At 62.4% G+C, this 25,965-nt stretch carries 19 protein-coding genes; 9 read left to right on the forward strand and 10 right to left on the reverse strand.

Translation table 11 applies throughout. The annotated features are described in order from the left end of the window. Nucleotides 1-23: 23 nt before the first annotated feature. The 6 genes from DES45_RS22430 to DES45_RS22455 form a co-directional block, all read right to left on the reverse strand. Nucleotides 24-254, reverse strand: coding sequence for a hypothetical protein (locus tag DES45_RS22430; protein WP_114772803.1), 231 nt, complete (start codon nucleotides 252-254; stop codon nucleotides 24-26). A 26-nt stretch (nucleotides 255-280) separates the two neighbouring features. After that, nucleotides 281-1,432: a potassium channel family protein gene (locus DES45_RS22435; RefSeq protein ID WP_114772805.1), complete on the reverse strand. Its 1,152-nt coding sequence runs from the start codon at nucleotides 1,430-1,432 to the stop codon at nucleotides 281-283. Nucleotides 1,433-1,462: 30 nt separating this feature from the next. After that, nucleotides 1,463-2,623 carry an SMP-30/gluconolactonase/LRE family protein gene (locus DES45_RS22440; RefSeq protein ID WP_114772855.1) on the reverse strand — a complete coding sequence of 387 codons (1,161 nt, stop codon included), beginning with the start codon at nucleotides 2,621-2,623 and terminating at the stop codon, nucleotides 1,463-1,465. Nucleotides 2,624-2,715: 92 nt separating this feature from the next. Continuing rightward, nucleotides 2,716-3,315, reverse strand: a complete 600-nt coding sequence (locus DES45_RS22445) for a hypothetical protein (protein ID WP_114772807.1) — start codon at nucleotides 3,313-3,315, stop codon at nucleotides 2,716-2,718. A gap of 18 nt (nucleotides 3,316-3,333) precedes the next feature. After that, entirely contained in the window at nucleotides 3,334-4,509 is a 1,176-nt protein-coding gene (locus DES45_RS22450; protein WP_114772809.1) for a zinc-dependent alcohol dehydrogenase, read from the reverse strand. A 246-nt stretch (nucleotides 4,510-4,755) separates the two neighbouring features. After that, on the reverse strand, nucleotides 4,756-7,035 hold the full coding sequence (locus tag DES45_RS22455) for a PAS domain S-box protein (RefSeq protein WP_114772811.1): 2,280 nt from the start codon (nucleotides 7,033-7,035) through the stop codon (nucleotides 4,756-4,758). A gap of 517 nt (nucleotides 7,036-7,552) precedes the next feature. Between DES45_RS22455 and DES45_RS22460 the strand changes: the two genes are divergently transcribed. Both DES45_RS22460 and DES45_RS22465 read left to right on the forward strand, forming a co-directional pair. Next, nucleotides 7,553-8,122, forward strand: a complete 570-nt coding sequence (locus tag DES45_RS22460; protein ID WP_170151608.1) for an SRPBCC family protein — start codon at nucleotides 7,553-7,555, stop codon at nucleotides 8,120-8,122. A 14-nt stretch (nucleotides 8,123-8,136) separates the two neighbouring features. After that, nucleotides 8,137-9,306: a zinc-dependent alcohol dehydrogenase gene (locus tag DES45_RS22465; protein WP_114772815.1), complete on the forward strand. Its 1,170-nt coding sequence runs from the start codon at nucleotides 8,137-8,139 to the stop codon at nucleotides 9,304-9,306. Between the two features lie 247 nt (nucleotides 9,307-9,553). Here DES45_RS22465 and uvrA read toward each other — a convergent pair whose 3' ends face one another. Beyond that, on the reverse strand, nucleotides 9,554-12,100 hold the full coding sequence (uvrA, locus tag DES45_RS22470) for an excinuclease ABC subunit UvrA (RefSeq protein ID WP_114772817.1): 2,547 nt from the start codon (nucleotides 12,098-12,100) through the stop codon (nucleotides 9,554-9,556). A 598-nt stretch (nucleotides 12,101-12,698) separates the two neighbouring features. Here uvrA and DES45_RS22475 point away from each other — a divergent pair. The 4 genes from DES45_RS22475 to DES45_RS22490 all read left to right on the forward strand — a co-directional run bounded on the left by DES45_RS22475 (nucleotide 12,699) and on the right by DES45_RS22490 (nucleotide 19,354). Next, nucleotides 12,699-13,433 carry a type 1 glutamine amidotransferase domain-containing protein gene (locus DES45_RS22475; protein WP_114772819.1) on the forward strand — a complete coding sequence of 245 codons (735 nt, stop codon included), beginning with the start codon at nucleotides 12,699-12,701 and terminating at the stop codon, nucleotides 13,431-13,433. 539 nt (nucleotides 13,434-13,972) lie between these two features. Beyond that, nucleotides 13,973-14,659: a Crp/Fnr family transcriptional regulator gene (locus tag DES45_RS22480; protein ID WP_170151609.1), complete on the forward strand. Its 687-nt coding sequence runs from the start codon at nucleotides 13,973-13,975 to the stop codon at nucleotides 14,657-14,659. Between the two features lie 790 nt (nucleotides 14,660-15,449). Next, a complete protein-coding gene (locus tag DES45_RS22485) occupies nucleotides 15,450-16,781 on the forward strand; it encodes an HlyD family secretion protein (protein ID WP_114772823.1) in 1,332 nt (443 codons plus the stop codon). Beyond that, complete coding sequence (locus DES45_RS22490; RefSeq protein WP_114772825.1) at nucleotides 16,778-19,354, forward strand: peptidase domain-containing ABC transporter; 2,577 nt, start codon at nucleotides 16,778-16,780, stop codon at nucleotides 19,352-19,354. Before DES45_RS22485 ends, DES45_RS22490 begins: the two co-directional genes overlap by 4 nt. Nucleotides 19,355-20,089: 735 nt before the next feature. Here DES45_RS22490 and DES45_RS25905 read toward each other — a convergent pair. Further along, nucleotides 20,090-20,200: a hypothetical protein gene (locus DES45_RS25905; RefSeq protein ID WP_245571841.1), complete on the reverse strand. Its 111-nt coding sequence runs from the start codon at nucleotides 20,198-20,200 to the stop codon at nucleotides 20,090-20,092. Between the two features lie 510 nt (nucleotides 20,201-20,710). On the opposite strand from DES45_RS25905, the gene cphA reads away from it, so the two are divergent. From cphA to DES45_RS22510, 3 genes are all read left to right on the forward strand, one after another. Further along, on the forward strand, nucleotides 20,711-23,590 hold the full coding sequence (gene cphA, locus DES45_RS22500; protein WP_114772827.1) for a cyanophycin synthetase: 2,880 nt from the start codon (nucleotides 20,711-20,713) through the stop codon (nucleotides 23,588-23,590). Between the two features lie 83 nt (nucleotides 23,591-23,673). Then, nucleotides 23,674-24,555 carry a cyanophycinase gene (locus DES45_RS22505; protein ID WP_114772829.1) on the forward strand — a complete coding sequence of 294 codons (882 nt, stop codon included), beginning with the start codon at nucleotides 23,674-23,676 and terminating at the stop codon, nucleotides 24,553-24,555. 81 nt (nucleotides 24,556-24,636) lie between these two features. Continuing rightward, on the forward strand, nucleotides 24,637-24,840 hold the full coding sequence (locus tag DES45_RS22510; protein ID WP_114772831.1) for a hypothetical protein: 204 nt from the start codon (nucleotides 24,637-24,639) through the stop codon (nucleotides 24,838-24,840). Nucleotides 24,841-24,870: 30 nt separating this feature from the next. Here the strand turns inward: DES45_RS22510 and DES45_RS22515 are convergent, their stop codons facing one another. Both DES45_RS22515 and DES45_RS26410 read right to left on the reverse strand, forming a co-directional pair. Beyond that, the gene (locus DES45_RS22515) at nucleotides 24,871-25,422 is read right to left on the reverse strand and encodes a sigma-70 family RNA polymerase sigma factor (protein ID WP_114772833.1); all 552 of its coding nucleotides are present in this window, start codon (nucleotides 25,420-25,422) and stop codon (nucleotides 24,871-24,873) included. Then, nucleotides 25,419-25,646: a NepR family anti-sigma factor gene (locus DES45_RS26410; protein WP_170151610.1), complete on the reverse strand. Its 228-nt coding sequence runs from the start codon at nucleotides 25,644-25,646 to the stop codon at nucleotides 25,419-25,421. Before DES45_RS26410 ends, DES45_RS22515 begins: the two co-directional genes overlap by 4 nt. Nucleotides 25,647-25,965 lie beyond the last annotated feature (319 nt).

A 25,965-nucleotide genomic window follows, 5' to 3' on the forward strand; every position in this document is an offset into this window, starting at 1 on the left:
AGGGACATGCCAGAAGAAGACGTTCATGCGACGCCACGATGGATTGCGTCGAAGCCAAGGTCTGTCAGTTCGACTGTCCCAGCGTCCGGCACGGTCACGTATCCAAGCTGCTTCAACTCGGAAATGGCCACGGCAACAGCGGGATCTGTCCCGAAGTGCGCATCCAGTGTTGCTACTGTCATGCGGGCGCCGGGCTTTCGGTGTGTCTCACGAAAGAACCCGAGGATCTCGCAGGCCGTCTCGCTGAGCGGCATTCTCGCCTCCATCGGATCAGCTCCCGCTATTCGGCCACGTGTAGGCGGACCCGAGGATCGTTCCGGCTATCCTTCGATCCTAAACGGCTCATTGCCGCATCAATCTCCTCCATGCTGTAAGCCATGGAAGGGGCCAAGTTCGTGATGTGATGGTCCCATTGCGTTCGGCAGGAGATGTAAGTCTCGGCACCGGCCTGCTCGTCAGCGGTGATTTCGATCCCCGCCCGCTGAAGCCGAAGCAGGGCAGCGCGGTAGCGTGCTCGCCAGCGGTCTTGGGTCTGCGGGTCCGGCTGGGTCTCCCGGTCCGGTGCGCCATGGGGAAGGAAAGTGTTCTCCAAGGTGGTGACCAGCATCATCGACGCTTCCCACAGTTGCGCGACGCCTCCCGCCTCCTTCAACCAGCGGTCCTTCTGATCATCCAGGGCGCTCTTGATCAGGCTCACCGTGTCCAAGGCGACCAGCGTGGAACGGGACACCGAGTGGTATGGGTCACTGAAGCGGAAATAGAACAGCACCGGGTAGAAGTGGTGTGCCTCCTTGGCCAGAGTCATCTCGACACCGAGTTCCGACAGATTCGTGTAGCCGCCGCTGAACTGCCCCTGAGGTCCGAGACGTGCCAGAAGTTCGGCGGCATCGCCTGTGCACCCTGAGAGGAAGTGGATGTTCATGGCCAGCACGTTGCGCCGCTGGAGCGCTGTATAGACCTGCATCAGATAGGTCAGCGTCAGCGACATCACCGACATGCCGATCAGCGAGTTGAACAGGAAGAGCAGCCGCGTCGGGCTCGTGTGCGGGGTGAAATCGCTGGCGCCGACGATGGCCATGCTGGTCCCCCCAGCATACATAGCGGTAACGAAGTCGGTGGGCGTTTCGCCGTTCGTGGCGCGGATGGACGTGCCGAGTTCCGGGTGCATGATCAACGCCGCCCCGAGCGTCAGCCCGAGAGCCCAGACCCCAACCAGCAGCACAAGGATGACCGGACCGCAGAAGGACAGAACGGCTCCTCGTCTAGTGCCAAAAACCTTTGAGGCTTTGACGACCGAGGCCCAGACCAGCCGCCCGACCCTGGAGCCGATGATGCTGGTGCCGATCCGAGCGTAGAGCACGGTCAGAAAGATATCGAGCAGGATGATCAGGATCAGCAGTATCCCAAGCGCCTGCTCCAGTCGTCCCATCATGGCAGGCCTCCTGTCATCCCAGCCGCTCCGTCAGGGTCGTTGGGGCTGCCCGGCAGAGCGGGTTGCCTCTCCGCTCTGTCCAAGCTCGATGCGCCACAGCTGCGTCTCAAGACGTGGGCCGCTCTCGGGCTTGAACCAGCTCATGTCCTGGATGCGGGAGCTGGTGACGTAGATTGTCCCGTCGGGCCCCTCCGAGAATGTATCGGGCCAGCGCAGCCGCTTGTCCTGGACTAGGGTGGTGATGCGATCCCCGTCGCGGACCTTCACAGCATCCTGCTCGATCGCGCTCAGGTAAAGCCGCCCGCGCCCGTCGATCCAAAGACCGTCCGTCGGCTCGGTTTCGCCGGCACGCTCCACCCGAGCTTCGAGGTCCTTCTCGGACAGACGTGGGTTCTCCAAGGCATCCGTCGCGATGCGATAGAGCGTCCGGCCGGTCAGGGCTTTCCAATAGAGCGAGCGACCATCGGGAGAGAGAGCGATGCTGTCGGCGGCAAATTCGACCCCGCGCCCGTCGGGCCGGCGCAACTCCTGCCCGTCCGTCTTCACCACCACGTCCTTTTCCGGCTGGGTGCTCGGGTGGCCGTCAAGGACGCGTCGAGCCTTGCCGTTCTGCAGATCCACAACAACGAGCGCGCCCTTGGCCCCGGCATCGGTCAGATAGGCATGACGCCCATCCGGCGAAAACCGCACATCGTTCAGGTAGCTGCCCTGCGGCGCGACCGTTTCGTCAAAGCGGATCACCTGCCCAACCTTGTTCGACTTCAGGTCGATTCTGACGAGCTTGGGCCCACCCTGCACAACGGCTGCTGTGGCTGGCGCGGCCGGATCGACGACCCAGAGATTGCCGTGAGCATCGGCCACGACGCTCTGGACGCACACGAAGTGATCCCCGGCTGACATCTGGTTCTTCTTGGCATTGCGCCATGAATTCCACTCGTCATCCGGGTAAGCTTTGATCCGACCGTCGCGCGTCACCTCGGCCACCGAGACCGGTGCATCTTCCGTCCACCGCGGGAAGTTGACGAAGATGCGCCCATCCTTCGAAACCGTCACTCCGGTCACCTGGTGTTCAAAGCTGGCGACCTGCTGCAGTTGCGCCGGACCCTGAGATGGGGCGGCACTCTGCTGTGCCATGGATGTGGTGGCCAGGAGCGTTCCGAAAAGCAGGGTCGCTGGTGTGAGCCTGAGCATGGTCGCCTCCATCGCGGGGCAGTGATCGTGTGGGATGCGGCTGCCCCCTCACAGCGTGAACGGCGCTCGAACGCATCCGAATGATCGCTTGTTCAGTGAGGACGTGCCCTCTCTTGCGGGGCACGATCGGACACCGCCGCGAGGGTTGGTGCGGCCCGCATGTCCGGGGGCACCTGGAAGTCCCTGGCGGCGCCTCGCGCCGCCTGGACCCCCTGCGGGAAGCCGGTCCGATCCCTGTAGGAGCGTGGCCGTCCCCGGGGGCGGCTGTGGCGGGCCGTGACCGCCTGTGCACCAACGATGTCCAGCAGCGTCACCCCTAGCACCGCCGCAAGAGCAATCCCGACATTGTCGCGCTTCGGATTGTCATGCCGCATGGCCGTCATCAGGGTGGCGATGTCGAGCCCGTCTCCGGCCACCCGGCTCCACAATCCGACGTGCTTGTCGGGCGAGAGCGAGACGATGCCGTGCCCGAGTTCGCGGACGCCATAGGCCCGCACGAGGGCTTCCTTGCCTTCCATGCCGAGCGCCCGGGTGAAGCGCTCCGGCGCGACCAGCTCCGCTATGCCTAGGCCGATGCTGAACCAACCTAACGCTTTGGCCAGGCGGTCGGCCGCGCCCAGCGAGCTGGGACCGGAGTGGAGGACCTTCGGGTCGCCCTTGGACCGGGCGATGTTCGAGATGTAATATGCCATGTCTTCTCTCTCCGGTCTTTAGGGCTTCAGGACGACCTTGATGCAGCTGTCCTGCTTGTCGCGGAACACCTTGTACATCTCTGGTCCCTCATCGAGGCTGACCGTGTGGGTGATGACAAACGACGGATCGATCTGCCCCTCCTCGATGCGGCGCAGAAGGTCATCGGTCCAACGGTTGACGTGCGTCTGGCCCGTCCGGATGGTCAGCCCCTTGTTCATCAGCTGACCCATCGGGATCTTGTCGACCAATCCGCCATAGACACCGGGGATCGAAATCACCCCGGCCGGGCGGCAGACGTAGATCATCTCGCGCAGCACGTGCGGCCGGTCGCTTTCGGCTCCCAGCATCTGCTTGGCGCGGTCGTAGACCGTATCCGGCATGGAGGGCGAGACATGGGCTTCCATCCCGATGGCGTCGATGCACTTCTCCGGCCCCTCGCCGCCGGTGAGCTCGTTCAGACGCTCGACCACGCTCTCCTCGTCGAAGTTGATGGTGATGGCGCCGCCGGCTTGCGCCATTTCCAGGCGCTCCGGCAAATGATCGATAGCGATCACCTGCTTGGCGCCGAGGAGCACGGCGCTGCGGATCGCCATCTGGCCGACGGGACCGCAGCCCCAGATCGCCACTGTATCCGTCGGTTGGATGTCGCACTGGACAGCCGCCTGCCAGCCGGTCGGGAAGATGTCGCCGAGGAAGAGAACCTTCTCGTCCGGGATCCCATCCGGCACTTTGATGTGCGTCGCATCGGCAAAGGGAACACGGAGATATTCGGCCTGCCCGCCAGGATAGCCGCCGGTCAGATGTGTGTAGCCGAACAGGCCTGCAGTCGCGTGGCCGAACACCTTGTCGGCAAGATCCTTCTTGCGGTTGCTCCGCTGACAGACAGAGAAGTTGCCGCGCTTGCACTGATCGCATTCGCCGCAGATGATCGTGAAGGGGACAACGACGCGGTCACCCTTCTTGAGCTTGCCCCTCGCTTCGGGCCCGACCTCGACGACCTCTCCCATCATCTCGTGCCCCATGACGTCGCCGGGCAGCATGGCTGGAATGAAATTATGGAACAGATGAAGATCCGAGCCGCAGATGGCGCAGCTCGTCACCTTGACGATGGCGTCGCGCGGCTGCTCGATCTCAGGGTCTGTGACGGTATCGCAGCGAATATCTTCCTTGCCATGCCAAACGAGGGCTCGCATGCCTTCCTCCTCCTCTTGTCCAACGAAGATGCAGAGGCTTCCGCTTCCGCAACTCGTGACAGAACGGGGCAGATCTCTGCGGGGGTGGTCGTTAGGGCTCGTGGCCTTTTGAACGTCTGCGCTAAGGGGAAGTGCTGCGGATGATCCCTGAGGGACATTCCGCTCTGCTTTGATGCAGCGCGGTTCTCCCACTCTGCCGAACTACAGCGAGAACAGCAACTTGAGCGGGACATTCCTGCCAGACGATTAGGTTGCGGGCTTGTCTGACCCCTGAGGCACCTTCGGCCCTGGGCTGGGCGACTCGAACCCCGCGGAGGTTGCGACCAGCACGGCTTGTGACAGGGTCTGCACGCCAAGCCGCTGCATGACGTGGGCCCGATGGGTCTCTACCGTCCGAGGGCTGAGGCCGATGTCCCGTCCAATTTCCTTGTTGGTCTTGCCGGCCAACAAGCCTGCCAGGACCTCGCGCTCGCGTTCCGACATTTCGGCAATCCGACGCCGCCCCCGCTCTGCCTCGTTCTGCTCATCCTCCTCATGGGTGCTGGCGAGGGCCGACGCCACTGCGGCCAGAAGCTGGTCCGAGCCATACGGGACCGGCAGGAAGTCCACGGCTCCAGCTTTCATCACCTGCACCCCAAAGGTCACGTCACCTTTGGCGTCGCCCAGAACAATCACCGGCAGGCCGATGCGCCGGGCCTTGAGCTCCCTCGGAATGACCAGACCACCAGCGCCGAACCGGCAAATGTCGAGAACGACGCACCCGGCCGCGAGAGCCGGGGCCGCCTCCAGGAAGGACTTGCCGGACGAAAAGACCCTGACCCTGTAGCCGGCGTCGCGAAGGAAACGGGAGAGAGCTTGGTGGGTGGCCTCTTCGCCATCGACCACATACACGAAACGCCCATCTTGTCGGGTGATGTCCTGGGCAATGCCGCCGGCTCGGCGGATCTGACCCTGCGCGTCGCGAATGGGGAAGAAGGTGTTGCGGATCCACCGCACGACCCCATCCTGCCGGATGATGCGAAACTCCTCGGTGCTGATTTCACCCAGTCTGACGCGTTCGAGCGCGCCTCGCGCGCGTTCGCGATCATCCGGATGGAGGAAGCGGCTCCAACGGCTGGGATCGCCGAGCACCTCCCCCCGCGGCTCGCCCCAAATGGATTCGAAAGCAGGACTCAGGTATTCGAGGTTCATCGTCTCGAAGTTCAGGATCCAAAGGGTGCTGCTGGAGTGCTCGGCGAACTGTCGGAAGCGCTCCTCGCTCTCACGCAGGGATGCCTCGGCCTGCTTGCGTTCCGTGATGTCCAAGGCGGCTCCCATGAACGCCACGGGATGGCCATCCTCGAAGGTGGTCTGGCCCTGGGTGGAAACCCAGCGCTCGACCCCATCCTCGATCCCAATGACGCGGTATTCAATAGCGTAGAGACCAGGACCGGCAGGATCGCTGCACTGGGCGATCACGGCCTCGACGCGCGGGCGATCCTCGGGATGCACGCCGGACAGAAACACCGCCTCGTCGACAGGAGCATCAGGCGGCAGCCCCCACATCGCCTTGAGCCGGGCGTCCCAGTCCAGGGCTCCCGTGACCGGATTCCAGGTGTATGCCGACAGACCGACGAGGTCGATGGCAGCCTGGAGCCGCGCTTCGCTTTCGCGCAACGCCTGCTCCGTCCGCTTCTCCCGCTCGACGACCTGCACCACGAAGACTGCGCCCAGACCCTCCTGAGCGGTGTTGCGGAACGGCGCAGCGCTCACCCGCGTCCAGATCTCCTGGCCATCGGGGAGTGTGACGAGGAAGTCGACGCCTGGAACAACCGTTTCACCTCGCAGCGCTCGCGCGCTCGGATAGTCGGAGCGGCTGAGACGCTGGCCATCCGGGGTGTAGCTCCGCCAGCGCTCGCCTTGCATGGGATCTCTGGAGGGGATTTTCTCAAGGGCGTACTGCTGGAGGATCTGGTTGCTCAGGACGATGTTCCCCTCCGGGTCGACGAGGCCGACACCAACCGGCAATTGCTCCAGAATGGCTGCAAGCTTGTTTTCGCTTTCGCGCAGGGCTGCCTCAGCCTGGACGCGCTCGGTGGTCTCGTGGATCGTGCACAGCACCCCGCCGACCCCCCCGGTTTCGTCACGGATGGGGCTGTAAGAGAAGGAGAACCAGGTCTGCTCGGGGTAGCCTCTGCGCATAAGCGTCAGCGGCAGGTCGTCGAAGTAACTGGCCTCCCCTCGCATGGCCCGCTCGGTGATCGGACCGATGGTGTCCCACACCTCCGACCAGACCTCAGGGAACGGCCGCCCGAGGCCGTTCGGTTTGTCGCCCATGATCGGAATGTAGGCATCGTTGTAGAAGCTCGTCAGTTCCGGTCCCCAAGCCAAGTAGGTGGGGAAGGCGGAGCTCAGCATGATGCTTAAGGCGGTGCGGAGTGACTGCGGCCAAGTCTCGGCGGGCCCGAGGGGCGTAGCAGCCCAGTCATGGGTTCGCATGCGTTCACCCATGCTGCCGCCGTCGGGAAAAGCTTCCGCCGTGCTCATTTCATTCTCCTTAGAAACCCATCATGAGCGGCCTTCCGACAAATCTTTACGGTTGTGAGGGCGGCTTGCCAAAAGCAACTACGGCTACGCGTCTACCTTGGCCAATCCTGCCGCACCTGACCGCATTGGCTGCTCTCTGATGTAAGTGTCGGCTGATGGAGGCCAGCCCACACTGGTTGGTTCACAGGCACGTATCTTCCCTCAGGAATCGCCCGGTAGGCGTATAGGTCCTTACGATTGTTACCCTCCACGAGTTCCGCGGAACGACGATCGTTAGCGTCAGCCCATCCGATCTCATCAGGTGGGGCGCTAACGAAGTCACTCAACGCCACTGAGGTGTGCCATGACGGACCAACACGATGAACGGCCTCGACGGGTCCGCAACGATAGTCCGGCTCGCCCTCGAGCAACGGGAGCCGCACGGTCCTGGCCGGGTCAACAGCAAGGGCGACAGGATGCTCGCGGGCACCGATCTAGCCTTGGCATAGTTGGCCTTGCCCTCGCGGCCGCTGCCGGCGTGGCCGCCATTGGTCTGATCGACACCCAAGTGCGCGATACCGGGCGCCGAACCAAAACAGGTCTGAACCGGCGATCGGCTTCTGACCACGAGCCGGAGGTCGAGCGCTCGATTACGATCGAGGACGTTCCCGCAGATGAACTCTACCGTCGCTGGCGCGATCCGGAAACCATGAGGCGGATCATGGCGCCCTTTGCCGATGTCCAGTCCACGGGTGACGGGCAGACACGCTGGAATGCCGGTCCCAATCTGGGCTCCTGGGACATGCGCTTGACCGATGACCAGCCGGGCGAGTCCTTGCGCTGGGAGGCACAAGGCGGAGGCGCTCTGATCCGGGAAACGTCCGTGCGCTTCCGTCCCGCTGCGGGCAACCGCGGCACGGTGGTGGTCCTGCGCGCCAGCCTCGATCCGCCCGGTGGCATGCTCGGCCGGATTGCCACCCAGATGCTGGGCAATACGGTACCGGCGGCGCTTGCGAGCAAGTCGCTGCACTACTTCAAGGCCCTCGTCCAGACCGGCGAGATCCCGACCACCGAGCGCCAGCCGGCAGCTCGGCCCGACCCGCGCTGACGAGGAGGCTTCTCATGCGTGCGCTCATTTGGAACGGCGTCAATGATCTACGTGTCGAGACCGTCAAGGATCCCGAGATCGTCAATCCGCATGACTGCATCCTGCGGGTCACGATGTCGACCACCTGCGGCTCGGACCTGCACTTCATCGACGGCTACATCCCGACCATGAAGGCCGGCGACGTGATCGGTCACGAGTTCATGGGCGTGGTCGAGGACGTCGGGCCTGAGGTGAAGAAGGTCAAGAAGGGGGATCGGGTTGTGGTGCCGTCCTTCATCACTTGCGGCCAGTGCTGGTACTGCAAGAACAAACTTTATTCGCTGTGCGACAACACCCATCCCAAGCCCGAGTTGCAGGAGCCCATCCTCGGCTATCCGACAGCCGGCATCTACGGCTATACCCACGCGTTCGGCGGCTATGCCGGAGCCCACGCCCAGTATGTGCGCGTGCCATTTGCCGACAACGATTGCTTCAAGGTGCCGGATGGTCTGCCGGACGAGCAGGTGCTGTTTCTCTCCGATGCTGCCCCGACCGGCTACATGGGGGCGGATTTCTGCAACATTCAGCCCGGCGACGTGGTGGCCGTGTGGGGCTGCGGCGGCGTCGGCCTGATGGCCCAGAAGAGCGCCTTCCTGATGGGGGCTGAGCGGGTGATTGGGATCGACCGCTTGCCTGAGCGGCTGCGGATGGCCCGCGAGCATGTCGGCTCCGAGACTATCAACTACGAGGAGGTCGACAGCGTCCTGGAGGTACTCAAGGAAATGACAGGCGGCCGGGGCCCTGACGCCTGCATCGATGCGGTCGGCATGGAGGCGCACGGCACCGGTCTACAATACGCCTACGATCGCGCCAAGCAGCTCATGTACATGCACACAGATCGCGGCCAAGCACTACGCGAGGCAATCCTGGCCTGCCGCAAAGGGGGAACACTTTCGATCCTGGGCGTCTACGGCGTGATGGACAAGTTTCCAATTGGGGCGATCATGAACAAGGGCCTGACGGTGCGCACGGCTCAGCAGCATGGGCAGGCCTACATGGACCGCCTGCTCGACCATGCCCAGAAGGGAGAGCTGAACCCATCGTTCCTGGCGACGCATCGTTTCTCGCTCGAAGATGCACCGCGTGGCTACGCCATGTTCAAGCATAAGGACGACGGTTGCGTCCGCTCTGTTTTCATTCCCTAAAACCAGAGCGATCCCCATAACAATATTCAGGGCTCTGGAGTAATCGGGAATACAGGATGCATGCTCCCGACCTTGTCAGGGGCCTTGAGTACGCGGTGGACGAACTTCCACTGGGCGCCAGGACTGAGCAAGGCGGCGGGCTGTGTGCCGCGGTCGCCGCCTCATACGGAGATTGTAACTGCCCACTTGGAAACACATCACGCTCTGGGTGGGCGTTTGTCCAAGGCGCCTGATAGCTTGAAGTGCATCAAACGAGAGCTCGCGACAAATAAGGCGCCGTACGGCTGCCTGATGCTTTTGCTACTTCGACTGGCGGCCCCGATGCAACCAATTGCCCGCCCTCGTCGCCGGCTCCCGGACCAAGATCCATGATCCAGTCACTTCTCGCGGCAACGCGCATGTTATGCTCGACCACAATGACCGTGTTGCCAACTTCGACCAGCCCATCGAGCTGAGCCACAAGTCTCTCCACATCGGCGGGATGTAGTCCGGTCGTCGGCTCGTCGAGGACGTAGAGCGTATCGCCGCGCTGAACGCGTTGAAGCTCGGTCGCAAGCTTGATCCGCTGCGCCTCCCCTCCGGACAATTCGGTCGCAGGTTGGCCCAGCCGCAGATAGCCCAGACCCACCTCACGCACGATCGTGAGCGAACGAAGCAAGGGCGGCTCATGGGCGAAAAACTCCCAGGCCGCGTCGACCGTCATTCCGAGCACGTCGGCGATGGATTTGTCGCGGTACTTGATCTTGAGCGTTTCGGCATTGTACCGGGCACCGTGGCAGGTCGGGCATGGGGCATAGACGCTCGGCAGGAATAAGAGCTCGACCATGACGAAGCCTTCGCCCTCGCAATGCTGGCAGCGGCCCTTTGCGACGTTAAAGGAAAAGCGTCCTGCGTCGTAGCGGCGGGCACGCGCCTGCTTGGTTGCGGCAAACAGCTTGCGGATGTGATCGAAAAGGCCGGTGTAGGTTGCAAGGTTCGAACGCGGCGTGCGCCCGATCGGCTTCTGATCGACCCGCACCAGGCGCCTGATCCCTTCCATGCCGCTAACGATCCGGCCCTCGCTGGGCATTGTCGCTGCCCGTTCCAGTTCCTCGCCCTCTTCCTCCGGCTCACCGATATCGTGACCCAGATGCGCCGCCACCAGTTCGGCTAATGCCTGGCTGACCAGGCTCGACTTGCCTGAGCCGGATACGCCCGTCACGGTCGTGAGCACGCCCAGGGGAAATGCGACGTCGAGCTCGTTCAGGTTGTTGCGTGTAACCCCGGCGAGGCGCAGCCAGCCTTTCGGTAGGCGGACTTCCCGAGGCGGGAGAGAGCTTTCGGCGAACAGGAAACGCCGGGTCTGCGAGGCCTCGACCTGGCTAAGCCCATCCGGCGGACCGCTATAGATCACACGGCCGCCCTGCTCTCCCGCGCCAGGGCCAACGTCGACGATCCAGTCGGCATGACGGATGACATCAAGATTGTGCTCGACCACGAACTGCGAATTCCCGGACGCCTTCAGTTGCCCGAGCGCGTTCAGCAGCGCCTCGGTATCTGCCGGATGGAGCCCAGCCGACGGCTCGTCGAGCACATAGACCACGCCGAAGAGATTGGAGCGAATCTGCGTGGCCAGCCGCAGCCGTTGAAGCTCGCCGGGCGAAAGCGTCGGGGTGCTGCGATCAACGGCGAGATAGCCGAGCCCGAGATCGAGCATGGCGTTGAGCCGAGCGACAAGATCCTGCGCGATGCGTTGCGCGACCTCCGCCTTGTCCGGATGCTCCGCCTCGATCTTTGCCAGCCGCGGGGCCGTCCCGTCCGCAACGGAGCGGAAGATATCGGCGAGGCGGACGAGTGGCAGACTGGAGATGTCGGCGATGTCCAGTCCCGCAAACGTGACGGACAGGGACTCGAGCCGAAGGCGCTTGCCGTGGCAGAGTGGGCACTCGGTGCTCACCATGTATTGAGCCACGCGTCGCTTCATCAGTGGGCTCTGCGTGTTGGCGAAGGTGTGCAGCACGTAGCGCTTGGCGCTTGTGAATGTGCCCTGATAGGCCGGCTCTTCCTTGCGTTTGAGCGCGCGCCGAACCTCCTGCTGCGTATATCCAGGATAAACCGGGACGGTCGGCTGCTCGTCGGTGAAAAGAAGCCAGTTCCGGTCCTTCTTGGGTAGGTTCCGCCAGGGCCGATCCACGTCGAAGCCGAGCGTGGTCACAATATCGCGCAGGTTCTGGCCATGCCAGGCGGTCGGCCAGGCGGCTATGGCCCGCTCGCGAATGGTCAGCGTGTCGTCCGGTACCATCGATCGCTCGGTGACCTCGTAAACCCGGCCAAGCCCATGGCAACGGGGACAAGCCCCCTCGGGCGTATTGGGCGAGAACGACTCGGCATAGAGGATCGCTTGCCCGCGCGGATAGTCGCCGGCCCGGGAGTAAAGCATGCGCAGCAGGTTGGACAAGGTTGTGACGCTGCCCACCGAGGAGCGTGTGGTCGGGGAACCGCGCTGCTGCTGAAGCGCGACGGCGGGTGGCAGGCCATCAACGTCGTCCACATCAGGGACGGGCATCTGGTGGAACAGTCGCCTGGCATAGGGCGACACCGACTCAAGATATCGCCGTTGCGCCTCGGCATAAAGGGTTCCGAAGGCCAGCGAAGACTTTCCGGAGCCGGATACACCCGTGAAAACGACAAGAGTATCGCGCGGAATTTCAAGATCGATGTTCTTGAGATTGTGCTCGCGGGCCCCGCGGACGCGAACGAATCCCGTTCCGTCCTGCACAGCCGTCGATGAATGGGGTTCAAGATCTTTCTGCATCGGACGGCCTGGTGAAATGTAGGATTCGCGAACATCTAGGGTGATCTAACGCTCACGCCAGAGGAATAACTTCCACTTCTGCGCGTAGAGCCTCACAGTGGATAATCACTAGAAATGGGCTGGCCACTCCGGCAGATGCTGCCGGAGTACAGGTCCGGAATGCGGAACTCGCTAACTGATAATCATCAAGGGCCGTCTTGAGATCTACGGCCACTTTGTCGGCCCAGGGCATTGTTCAAACGGAAAAGCCCAGGCTCCGGGGCGAACGGATAGGATGCCTTCGCATCTCCGCCTCGCGCACTACGGGCCTGGGCTGATCGGGTACCACACGGGCGCTCGCATCGTCAGGCGAGCACAGGAACAGGCCGGGCCGGAGTACATTCGTCCTGACACGGCCTCATCGAGGCTGGCGGTGACGCCCGTGCTCTCGAAGTCCACATACGATGTCCGCTGGGGTAAACCTGATATGGGGATTGAAACCCGGTTCGCAAGACCCATCGAGGCAGGGCGGACCACCCACTGGCCTTTCCTCCCTCCGGTCAGAACCTCTCCTGCGGCTCCGAGTTGACGGCATAGCGCCTTCACCCGGAGAACCGCCATGTCCGCTCCCAAAGTGCTCGTTGTCGCCACCTCGCATGACCAGATGGGATCCACTGGCCACCGCACCGGTGTCTGGCTGGAGGAGCTTGCCACGCCCCAGTACGCCCTGCTCGACGGCGGCGCGGAGGTCACGCTCGTGTCGATCAAGGGCGGGGCGATCCCATGGGATCCGCGCAGCCTGCCGGCGAAGGCTGGAGAAGGTCCGGGTGAGAAGCCCGAGGAGCAGCAGAAGGTCCCAGCCTCGGTTCACCGCTTCCTCTCCGATGAGAGGGTCATGGCAACAGCCCGAAACTCCCCTGCCCTCGCCGGCGTGGATCCAGGCTCCTTCGACGCAGTGTTCCTGCCCGGCGGGCACGGGCCGATGTGGGACGCGGCCAATGACGAGACGCTGGCTCGGGTCATCGGATCGATGTTCGACCAGGGTAAGGTGGTCGCCGCCGTGTGCCATGGTCCGGCCGGGCTGGTAAAGGCCATGCAGCAGGATGGACGACCAATTGTCGATGGTCGCCGGGTGAGCGCCTTCACGAACACCGAGGAGGACGCGGTCGGGCTGACAAAGGTGGTGCCGTTTCTGCTGGAGGACCGGCTGAAGGAGCTGGGCGGCCGCTTCGAGCGCGGGCCCGACTGGCAGCCTTTCGCCGTTCAGGACGGTAACCTGATCACGGGCCAGAACCCGCAATCCTCCGAACTCGTCGCCCGGCACGTGCTGACATCTCTCGGCAGGGCCGTCTGAATGACGATTCTGATGCTCGTCAGAGCGGCCGGCCTGGTCGGCGGGGCCCGCCTCGCCCACGGCCTCGACCACGACGGCCCCGCCCAACATCGGAATACGTCCGTCTTGCATCGGCATCTGTCCGCTCACGACATCATAGTCGGGCAGTTCAGCAAACTCGCCTAAAGCCGAACCCGAACCTCATCTGGCCCCGGATCACCTAGTTCCGGCATTTCGACGGGTTCGAGGCGCACCAATCCGGCCGGTGGCCGCGGGTTGCGATCTGTTCCCGCAAACTGCGAGTCGTTCGGGAGAAGCCTTATGTCTATCCATGTTCGCTATCCAAGAACTGCAAGTCTTCACCAAGTGGGGAGAACTCCCGTACTCCCAAGGAACGCAGTCTACTCCTTGTGTGCCCGGAACCGGGACAACTCTCTGACGTAGTACAGTTCGAGGATTCCCAACCGGACGCCGTAGCCTCACAGGCTGGGCGAGAGTTAAAGCTCGTACTGTTGTTTGACGGTCGCGCAATGTCATCGGACCCGGGATCTGATCTTGGCTTGAAGAACCGGTTGCTCGAACGAATCGGCTCGAATGCTCCTGAGGAATTTTTGAACAGCCTCGAGTTAGTCGATCTTCCTCTTGGCCGGATCTTGTATGAAGCTGAAGACAAAATTCGATTCGTCTACTTTCCTCATAATGCGGTCGTGTCGCTTCTGGCAGTCCTGTCGGACGGCAGCACGGCAGAGATGGAAACGATAGGTCGGGAAGGTGTTCTGGGAGTCGTGGAAGCGCTTGGCGATCGAGTTTCGCAGGGGCGCTGCATCGTACAGTTCCCCGGATCTGCCTCGCGCGTGAAAATCGAACAATTCCGGCAGGTCGTCGGAGCGAGCGCTTCCGTCCGCCAGGCGATGCTCTGCTATATGCAGTTCCTCTTCATGCAGATCCTTCAGGTAGGTGTCTGCAACGCCGTCCATTCCGCGGAAGCACGCTTTTGTCGAACGCTCTTGATCATGCGCGATCGCATGAACCGCGACGATCTCCCGCTGACACATGAGTTTCTAGCAGGAATGCTGGGCGTCCATCGGCCCGCGGTCAGCATCATCGCCCATCGCATGCAGGATGAAGGACTGATCAAGCAGGGACGTGGGCTCATCACCATCACGGATTCCACTCATCTCGAGGATAAGGCCTGTGAGTGCTACAAATCCATCCGCAGAAGCTACGACAGACTTCTCCCACCTTAGCCTCGCCCGAACGGATACTGAATTTGTCTTCGAACTACTGCTTAGACGGTTTGCGGGAGCGCGCCCAGCGATAGCCATTCTGTAGAGTCCACTACATTCGGATTAATGCTGTTTATCACAAGTATTGTACGGATCCGAACAGACCGTTGCTTACGGTAAGTACAAATTCGAAACGCGAAGATTGCCACCAAGACCTAGATGTTTCTGCCACAACAACAGACAAGCTTCGCACTGCTTAGAGTATCCGGCGTTCAATTTACAGGACAGATCCTGATTCTCAGGATTTTCTGGAGGAATTGCTATGCGCGAACTCAAGACTGAAGAACTCGCTCACGTTTCCGGCGCCGGTTTGGTCATTTGTCCGCCCCCGCCTTGCTACACCCCCTGCCCGCCGCCGCCCTGCTACGAACCTCCGGAATGTCCCGAAGAGCCCAAGACGAAGGGCAACAATGGTTGGGGACAGCAGAAAGAAGGGCACAAGTCTGAAGGTATAGACGACGGTGAAAACGCGGGATCGTCTCATGCTTATGCAGGTGGTGGCGGGGACAAGTTCTCACGTTAGAACTAATGATCCAGAGTAGTAGTCCGTCTTGTTCCACGCGCCCAATGGGTGCTCAGTCACCATACGGGACAGCTGCTCGGTTAAGGCCACGATTGAACTGTCGCACCGGCACCTCTGGTGCCGGTGTCTTCGGACGCAAGCAGGATGCAATGAATGGCAGTTGTCAGCCGCTTGTATAATGCGTTCGATCTTCACCATGAACTGCTTTGAGGCGGTGAGTTGGCTGTTATGAGCGAGAATGCCTCCAAGTATAATTCACTTGTCGAGGGCAATACTCGGTCCGCTCCCGCGCAGCCGCTCTTTCGCCCCGAGGTGATGGTTGAGCACCAGTCACAGTGGCTCGGAACGGTGCTGCTTGAGCCAAAGATCACCCACTGGATGTTTGCGTCGCTGGCACTGCTCGCCACAGCGGCCGTCCTGGGCATGCTGTTCTTCACCTCCTACACCCGTAAGGCTCGAATCAACGGCTGGCTCGTGCCGCAGCAGGGTCTGGTGCGGGTCTATGCGCCTCAGTCCGGAGTCATCACCCGGATCCACGCGAGCGAGGGCATGACCGTTAAGAAGGGTACGCCGCTGCTGGCCATCTCCACCGAACTGCAGAGCGAGGCGCTCGGGGGCACGAGGCAGGAGATCGTCCGACGCCTGACCGAGCGCCGAAACAGCATGGCCGAAGAGAAAACGATCCAGAAACGCCTCGTCTCCCAGCAGATGGCGGATCTGGTGCAGCGCATCGCGGCCCTCGACAACGAGCAGACGTTCCTGACGAAGGAGCTAGAGCTGCAACGGACCCAACTCGAGCTCAATCAGCAGATCGAAGAGCGCATGCGGACCCTGCGCTCTAGGGACATCGTCACTGAGCCTCGTCGGGAGGAGGCGGAACGGGAGCGCATCCAGCAGGCCGCAAAGCTCCAGGCACTGGAGAGGACCCAGGCATCTCTTCAGCGCGAATCCCTGCAGCTGAAGGCGTCCTTGCGCGAAATCCCAATCAAGCATCTCACCCAGCTGGCCGAGATCGACCGCAACATCGCCGCCCTTGAGCAGGAGCTGGCCGAGGCGGAGGCCCGGCGGGAGATCGTGATACCGGCTCCACAGGATGGCACCGTCAGCGGCATGCAGGTCGAGCGGGGTGGCAGCGCGCAGCCCAGTGTTCCCCTCATGAATATTGTGCCGTCCGGCGCCAACCTGCAGGCTCAGCTGTTCAGCCCGAGCCGCGCCATCGGCTTCATCCACGAAGGCCAGCGGGTGCTCCTTCGCTACGAAGCCTTTCCCTATCAGAAGTTCGGCTTTCACGAGGGTATCGTGACTGCCGTCTCCCGCGCCACGATCAGCCCAGCCGAGATGACCCAGCAGCTCGCCGGACTTTCCACGCTCTACGGCACCAGCGAGCCGGTCTACCGGATTACGGTCGAGCTGAAGCAGCAGACCGTCACAGCCTACGGCAGTCCTATGCCGCTTCAGCCAGGCATGAAGCTGGAAGCGGACGTACTGCTGGAGAGCCGCCGCTTGGTGGAGTGGATGCTCGAGCCCCTGTTCAGCATCAGCGGGAAATTGACTGGATGACCATCACCAACCGCCTGAACCTCGGCTGGGGCCGTCGCACCCCGATGATCCTGCAGACGGAGGCCTCCGAGTGCGGCCTCGCCAGCCTCGCGATGATCGCGGGCTACTTCGGATACGATGCCGACTTGGCGGACATGCGCCGGCGCTATGGATTTTCCCTCAAGGGCGCGACGCTCAAGGATGTCGTGAGGATTGCCGATCAAATCGGTTTCGCGACACGCCCTCTGCGGCTTGAGCTTGAGGAGCTGCCGAGGCTACGGCTGCCCTGCATCCTGCATTGGGACCTCAACCACTTCGTTGTCCTGGTCGGCACTGATCGCTCTGGTTGCGTCATACACGATCCGGCCTTTGGGCTGCGCCATCTGAAGCCCGCAGAACTGTCGCGTCGCTTCACGGGCGTGGCGCTCGAATTGTATCCGACAGATCGCTTCGGGCCCGCCGCTGCGCCCCCCCGCGTGCGGTTTCGGCGGCTGCTTGGCCGCATGGTTGGTGTCAAACGCGCCCTCTCCCATCAGCTGGCGATGGCAGTGGCGATTGAGGTTTTCGCGATGGCCAGCCCATTGTTCATGGGCTGGGTGGTCGATCATGCCCTAGTCACCGCCGATCACGATCTTCTGCTTACCTTAGTACTGGGTTTTCTGCTCCTGCTCGTCCTGCAAACCTCGATAACGGCAATGCGCAGCTGGATGCTGATGGGACTCAGCGCAACCCTAAAGGTACAGTCGCGCGCCAATCTCTTCTCACATCTTATTAGTCTTCCGGCCTCGTTCTTTGAGGCCCGTCATCTTGGCGACGTGACATCCCGCTTCGCCTCGCAGGAGACGATCCTGAGTGCGATCACCACAGAACTGGTGGAGGCCGTGATGGACGGTCTCATGACCGGCCTTACCCTGGCGATCATGCTGGTTATCGCTCCGGACATGGCGGCTATCGTGGTCGGGACGGCCGTTCTCTATGGCATCCTTCGCTGGGTCTCCTACTCACCACTGCGCCAGGCCTCCATGGAGGCGATCGTTTGGAGGGCAAAGCTCGACAGTCATTTCCTGGAGACCTTGCGTGGCATTCGCACGATCAAGCTGTTCAACGGCCAGGAGGACCGCCGCGCTCACTGGCTCAATCTCCTTATCGAGGTCACCAACCGGCAACTTACGACGCAGAAACTCGCTTTCCTGTTCCAGACCGGGAACAGGCTGCTGCTGGGCCTGCTGAGAATCTTGATCATCTGGCTCGCCGCTCGGCAAGTTCTCAGCAATGCCCTCTCGATTGGCCTGATGCTCGCCTTCATCGCCTACAAGGATCAGTTCATCGGCCGCGTGAGCGTTCTCATCGATCGGGCCGTCGACCTGAAGATGCTACGCCTTCATGCGGAACGCTTGTCCGACATTGCTCTCACCGAACCGGAAACGCGTAGCTCTCTGATGCCGCTGCCCGGAGGTCACCCTCCTCCGGCGATCGAACTGCGGAACGTGAGCTTCAGGTACAGCGAACACGAGCCTTGGGTGCTCGACAACATCAGCCTGCGGGTCGACGCTGAGGAGTCGGTTGCCATCGTCGGTCCTTCGGGTGGAGGCAAGTCGACCCTGTTGAAGCTGCTCGCCGGCTTGGTACAGCCGGACCATGGGGAGATTCTGATTGATGGCGAACCTCTCGCGCGTATCGGTCTTGAGAACCACCGTGCCAGGATCGGTGTGGTGATGCAGGACGACCAGCTGTTTGCAGGATCGATTGCAGACAACATCAGCTTCTTCTCGGAACGCCCAGATCATGAGCGCGTCGTAGAATGCGCCAAACGAGCTGCCGTGCACGACGACATCATGGCCATGCCGATGGGATATGGCACCTTGATCGGCGACATGGGAACCGTTCTCTCAGGCGGGCAGAAGCAGCGGGTGGTGATTGCACGCGCTTTATACCGGCAACCAAGCATCCTTCTCCTCGATGAAGCGACAAGCCACTTGGATATCGAGCGGGAGAAACTGGTTAACAACGCTTTCGGAAAGATGAGGATCACGCGCATCGTCATTGCTCACCGACCGGAGACAATACGCATGTCAGGACGAGTGATCGCTCTCGATCATGGTAAGATTCTGCAGCACCATGCGGTAGGTGAGAAGAGACCAATCACGATCAAAGGCACGAGCGATCACTCTTTCGTTGACAAATCTGTAGCGACATCAGGCAGCAGCAAAAAGCACGCCAGCTATGACTATGGCTCCGTGAACGCAGAGGATGTCTACAGACGTTCAAGGAGGGGGAAAGGGAAGAAGAATTCTGCGCGCCAGAAGAAGCCGCGATACAATTGTCCTGATGTGAAAAGTTATCCACTCGAAGAAACGGAGCTTATCTCGTCTCCCGAGTACCGGGAGGACAGCAATATTCGCCTTCCGAAAATCTCACCCGAAATATCGGGCCAGGGCGGAAGCAATGGCGGCCGCAGCGCAAGTGGCTCAGAAATCGAAAATCAGGAGGAGCAATGCCAACTGGAGCACGAAGCACAAGATAATCAAAAGCAACAGCAGGCAACGCCCACACTTACATCGATCGGCAGGTTGGATCAGCTGAAGCTATGGTGATGGGCCGTGTTGACGGCTAACCACCTATATGATGATGAAGTCCACCTACATCTGAGGTCGTTTGCCTCCCTGCCCGCTCGACAGCAGGTTGCGAGCCTGTGACCTGATCGCGCTCCGGGTCGACGATGTGGCTCCCAGTGGGCGGGTGCGATCTCGAGCAACCATTATGCAGAGATAACCGGCCGGCCCGTTCAGTTCGAGATTGCCGAGCAGACCCGCGAGGCTGTGGGATGCTTGCTCGAGAAGAAAGAGTTGCACAAGGGCGAGCCGCTGTTTCCAAGCCGGGGCAATCGCCAAAGGCCAATCACGACGCGCCCGTACGCCCGCCTGCTGGGATCCTGGCTTCGCGCCATGGGCCTCGATCGGCTCGCCTACGGCACCCATTCCCTCCGGCGAACCAAGGCCGTCGATGATCTATAGGAGAACCGGAAATCTCCGAGCCGTCCAGCTCCTGCTGGGCACAGCAAGATTGAGAGTACGGTGCGGTATCTTGGGATTGACGTCGACGATGCCCTCCTGATCGCGGAGCAGGTGGATATCCAAGCGCCTGAGGCGGCTTGCCGACGAGCCGGCTCAGAGCCCATTTTCGTGTCACGGAACAAGGTCCGAGCCCGAGGCTCAAGCAGCCACAGGATCAACGATCGGCGCGTGCCAATTCCGGACCATCCGGTATCTTTTTGTCGTGCGAAAGGCCGTTTGTGGAAAGTGACCAGAGGCTTATGTTACGGCCTGCTACTACGTGAGGTGCACGTAGATCGGATCGAAGTCACCGACCCGCTTCAGCGCCTCCCAATCGAGAACGGTCAGAACCGTCCCCTTCGTGCGGACGAGGTCGTCGGCCCGCATCTGCTGCACAACCCGGTTGACGTGGACGGTCGTGATCCCGAGGGCATACCGAACTCCGCCTGGATGATCGGCAGGTCGCAGGACTGGTCCGAGGCTAGGCCGAGCGCCTAATGCCGGTCCCCAACCTATGTTAGGCCCTGCCCTATGTTCTTTGCGCTTAGGGAGCATGATAAGCCCCTGCTGTGGGATCCGAGTTGAGCGTCAGTGAAGCGGATCCTCTATAAAACTTGAGTGCAGAAACGTGCCTGCCAAGAAAGAACTCAGTATGAATTTGCGACGTCGGGGGCAAACTACCTTGTATCTCCGATGATTTTCTAAGCAATAACATATGTTAATCAGCACCCACCGGCAGCCATAACAATAATGGCCTGCGGAACATTCATAGCGCCTAAGAATTAAGCAATCCTAGGGGTTCTTCTGACCTCTTCCGATTACTCACAAAAGCAAGATGACGGGAGGCTGCGGCCAGAACCGGCCGCCTGCCTTCAGCATAGCCAGGAGCGCAATTAGATGGGTGATGATCTTCAGGCACAGGGCTGTTCTGGGGAAGTTGTCAGCCGCCTTTTCGATCAGTCGCGCGGAGGCGCCGCCAGTGCTGCGCCGGACGATGCGGCGGCCCGCTCCATACGGGTCGTGGAACGGGGCGTCTATCGGGGACCTCACCTCTACAGCCTGACCCCGATGATCCGGATCATGCTTGATCTCGGTACGCTGGAGGAATGGCCGTCCAATCGACTTCCGGGCTTCACCGGGCGTCTTCTGGAGGTCCTGCCCGGGCTTCATCAGCACGGCTGCTGCTTCCACGAGCCCGGGGGCTTCGTGCGGCGCCTGGAAGAAGGAACCTGGCTTGGCCATGTGACCGAGCACGTCGCCATCGAGCTCCAGTCCCTTGTCGGCTCCCGCGTGACGCGCGGCAAGACCCGCTCGGTGCGCGGCCGGACCGGCGTCTACAACGTCATGTATTCGTATCAGGACGAAGAGGTCGGTCGGCTGGCCGGCCGGCTGGCGCTTCAGCTCCTGGACTCGCTGCTGCCGCCCGACCTCCAGGGCATTTCCGGGCTCGACCGGATCTACGAGGACGAGAGCGAACCCGCGTTGCAGGCCGGTTTCGACCTGGCGTCGGCCCTCGAAGCACTGAGGTGCGTTCACCGCCGCAGGGCGCTCGGGCCGACGACCCAGTCGCTCGTGAACGAGGCCGAGCGGCGTGGCATTCCGGTCATGCGCCTGGACGATCAGAGCCTCGTGCAACTCGGGACCGGGCGGCATCAGAAGCGCATTCGCGCCAGCATCACCAGCCTGACTCCCTCAATCGCCACCGACGCCGCCAGCGACAAGGACCTGACGAAGTCGCTCCTGTCCGATGCCGGGCTGCCGGTTCCGAGGGGCGATGTGGTCCGCAGCCCCGAGGCCGCGGTGCGCGCGGCCGAGCGGATCGGCTATCCGGTCGTGGTCAAGCCGCTCGACGGCAACCATGGCCGAGGGGTCAGCATCGGCCTTTCCGATCCGGTGGAGGTCACTCGGGCGTTCGAGGAGGCGGCTCGCCACAGCCGGCGCGTGATCGTCGAGAACTGCTTCAAGGGTCGGGACCACCGGATCCTCGTGGTGAACGGCGAGGTAGTCGCCGTCGCCGAGCGGGTGCCGGCCCATGTGGTCGGCGACGGCCGGCGCAGCATCGTCGATCTCGTGAAGGACGTGAACCGGGACCCCCGCCGGGGCGCGGGCCATGAGAACGTTATGACGCGCATCACCATCGATGACCACGTCCGCGGCGTGCTGGCGAAGTCGGGACTGAGCCTGGAGAGTGTGCCGGAAGCCGGCCGGATCGTTTACCTGTGCGATACGGCCAACCTGTCGACAGGCGGCACGGCGGTCGACCGGACCGACGACATCCATCCGCACAACGCGATGATCGCCCGCCGGGCGGCGCGGGCCGTCGGCCTCGACGTCGCCGGGATCGACTTCATCGCGCTAGATATTACCCGGTCTGTGCATGAGACCGGCGGCGGGATCATCGAGGTCAATGCCGCGCCGGGGTTCCGCATGCACCTCCAGCCCTCGGAAGGCCGCCCCCGGAACGTGGCCCGTCCGGTCATCGACATGCTCTTCCCGCGAGGCGCCCCGGCGCGCGTTCCGGTTCTGGCCATCACGGGCACAAACGGAAAATCCACCACGGCCCGCATGGTCGGTCACATCCTGCGGGCGCAGGGCCTGAGCGTCGGCCTGACTTCGACCAGCGGCATCTATGTGAACGGCGATCGCGTGGTCGAGACGGATGCGTCCGGCCCCTGGAGTGCTCGGGTTGTTCTGAAGGACCCGACGGTCGACGTGGCAGTGCTCGAAACGGCCCGCGGCGGGATTTTGCGTGAGGGCCTCGGGTTCCCGGAGTGCGACGTCGGCCTTGTGACGAACATCGCGCCGGACCATCTCGGCCTGAAGGGAGTCGACACCGTCGAGGACCTGGCCTGGGTCAAGTCGGTCGTTGTGGAGGCGGTCCATCGGAAGGGCACAAGCATCCTGAACGCCGACGATCCGATGACGGTGGACATGCGCCGGCGGGCCGGCGGCAGGATCGGCTACTTCTCCCTGCATGGCGGTGCCGACATGACGGACTTCCTCCGCGAGCACATCGAGGATGGTGGCCTCGCGGTCGTGCGCGAACCGGGGCGCACCGAAGGCGGCGAGATCGTGATCCACGACAATGGGGACAGCATCTACCTGATGCGGGCCGCCGAGATCCCGGCCACCCTCGACGGACTTGCCGAGTTCAATGTCCAGAACGCGCTCGGGGCCGCCGCCATGGCCTACGCGCAGGGCGTGCCGGTCGACGTCATCCGTATGGCCCTATCGACCTACACCACCTCGTTCGAGCACAATCCCGGGCGGCTCAACGTGTTCGACGGCCACGGCTTCCGCGTGATCCTGGACTATGCCCATAACCCGGCCGGCCTGCAGGCGCTCGGCGACGTGATCGTGAAGATGCGCCCGCGCCACAGGCGCGTGATCGGCATGATCAACATTCCGGGCGACCGCCGCGACGACGACATGCGGGAGATGGGTGCGCTTGCTACACGCTACTTCGACGAGATCATCTTCCGGGAGGACCCTGCGCGTCGCGGCCGCAGGCCGGGCGAGATCGTGGCCCTGCTAGCGGAAGGCGCGCTTTCGGCGGGCTTTCCGGAGGAGCGGATCAAGCGCATCCTTGAAGAGGACGAAGCGGCGGATCTCTGCCTGGGCACGGCGCAGCCGGGCGATCTGGTGGTGCTCACCCCCACCGACGTGGAGGCGATGTGGCAGCAGGTGCTCGATTTCCGGGTCAAGCCCGATACGCGTCTTGAGGTCGACGTGGAGAGAACCGACGCACAGGCCGTTCCGTGGCGGAAAAGCGCCTGATCGTTACAGGGCAGGAAGGCAACGCCCGCTCCTGCCCTTTCAAGTCGCCGTCGACGCAACCTTGAAGGAGAGCCGCCCGAACCATGAGGCACGGAACGAGAAAGAACGCAAAGGGGCCGCTCATCATCATCGGTGGCGGCGAGGACAAGGAGGGCGACCGCACAATCCTGCGAGAGGTCGCCAAGCACGTGAACGGAGGCAAGCTCGTGATCGCCACGGTCGCGTCGCACGAGCCGGAGGGCTATTTCGACGCCTACCAGAGGGCGTTCGAAGGCCTCGGCGTCAGCGAACTCGTGGAGCTTTACGTGAAGGACCGCGCCGAGACCCTCGATCCCGACAAGCTGCACTGCTTCGACGGAGCCGCCGGGGTCTTCTTCTCGGGCGGGGACCAGCTGCGCATCTCAAGCCAGATCGGCGATACGCCAGTCGAGCAGCGGGTGCGGGAGTTGCACGAGCGCGGCGGTCTTCTCGCCGGAACCTCCGCGGGGGCGTCGGTCATGAGCGAGACCATGCTGGTCAAGGGCAAGAGCGGGGAGTCCTACAAGATCGGCGATCTGCACATGGCTCCCGGCCTCGGTCTGGTCCGCGACATGATCATCGATCAGCACTTCGCCGAGCGGGGGCGGTTCGGGCGCCTCTTCGGAGCCGTGGCGCACAACCCGCGGGAGCTCGGAATCGGCATCGACGAAGATACGGCCCTCGTCTTCGAGAACGAGCGCTTCGAGGTGATCGGCACCGGCTGCGTCTATGTGGTCGACGGCGCGGGAGTGACCCACTCCAACATCGCCGAGGCGGAACCGGAGCGGTCCCTGTCCATGTATGACATCCGCCTGCACGTGCTCAGCGCCGGCAACGCGTTCAACGTGGCGAAGCGTCGGCCGGCAGAGGTGCCGGACGTCCAGAAAAGCCACGCCATCGAGGTGCATGTGACCGGATCCGGAGCCGAGGAGGATCCGGCTGCGTGAGACGACCCGCGCCGGAACGCCGGCGCGGCTTCCGGACATGTGGTTGCGGCGCTTCGGGAAGCGCCATCAGCGTGAGAAGAGATGATGCCAGCGACGACCTGCATCGGCTCGATCCTGCGACTGGTTCTGCCGGCGGCCGTCGTCTTCGTTTTGCTGAGGCATGGCCCGGCTCCTGCGAAAACCGAGTGGGCCCTCATCGTGGCGATTACGGCGGCGCTGAGCCTTCAGGTTGCGAGACGGTTCACGATTCTGCTCTTCGGGAGCGGAAGTCGCGACGAGGATTAGGCTCCCGTTGCAGGAACGACACCGTCGCGGTCATATGACGGTGTGCACGGCCACGCTGGCCCGAGCGACGCGGTCGGGACCAAGATCCACTTCGGGAACGAGTTCCAGAAGCTCCGTGAGCCGGGTGCGGGCGCGATTGATCCTGCTCTTGATCGTCCCGATATTGGTTCCGCAGATTTGGGCGGCCTCCTCGTACGACATGCCTTCGGCCGCGATGAGCAGGAGCGCCTCGCGCTGCTCGTTGCTGAGTTGGGCCAATGCCGCCATCATGTCGTCGAGATCCAGGCGGGCATCCTGGGCCGGCATGACGGAGAGCTTGGCCGCCAAAGCACCGTCGGCATCCTCGACCTCCCTGCGGCGCCTGCGATGCTCGGTATAGAAATGATTGCGCAGGATCGTGAAAAGCCAGGCCTGCATGCTAGTGCCTGCCTGAAACGTGTCCAGGTGCTCGAGCCCGCGCAGAATGGCTGTCTGCACCAAGTCGTCCGCATAGACGGTATTGCCGGCGAGCGAAATGGCGAAGGCGCGCAGTCTTGGAACGGCATTCAACATCTGCTTGTGCAGCGAGGGCTCAGCGGTCACTCGCTTTTCTCCTTGGCGTTGAGGGACTCCAGAATGCGGATGAACCGATCGGGCGTGGGATCGCGCATCATCTCCTTGTAGGAGGCCCGAAGCCGCTCCCCGAGGCAGGCGGAGACTTCAGGTGAAAGGCTTGGTCTATCGCTCGTCTTGCGCCGAAGACGCGTCCGTGACGACCCACCTTGGTTGAGCCTTCTGCCTGTCAATCGAACCGACGTCGTCAGCATGGCCTGACTCCGAGCGAACTGAGGATGATCTATCCCTAGATGAGCGGAGTAGAGCTGCCATTAACTTATGATGAGCTTGAGAATGGAGTTTTGGAAAATCGACGGAAGAACACGGGATCTGCTGTCACGACCTCGCTCGGGCGCGTCCGCGCGTCGGATCATCTTCGAACGGCCTTCCCCGGAGGAGCGGTCGACACGGAAGCAGTCGCTGCTCTTCACGGAACAGAGGACGCATTAACATAAGTTGGTGCCCGGCAATACTTCACGAACGGCAGAAGAAGCGATGTTTTCCCTGCAAGCGGAAAATTAATACCCTTGG

It is taken from the genome of Microvirga subterranea, assembly GCF_003350535.1.
Lineage (GTDB): Bacteria > Pseudomonadota > Alphaproteobacteria > Rhizobiales > Beijerinckiaceae > Microvirga > Microvirga subterranea.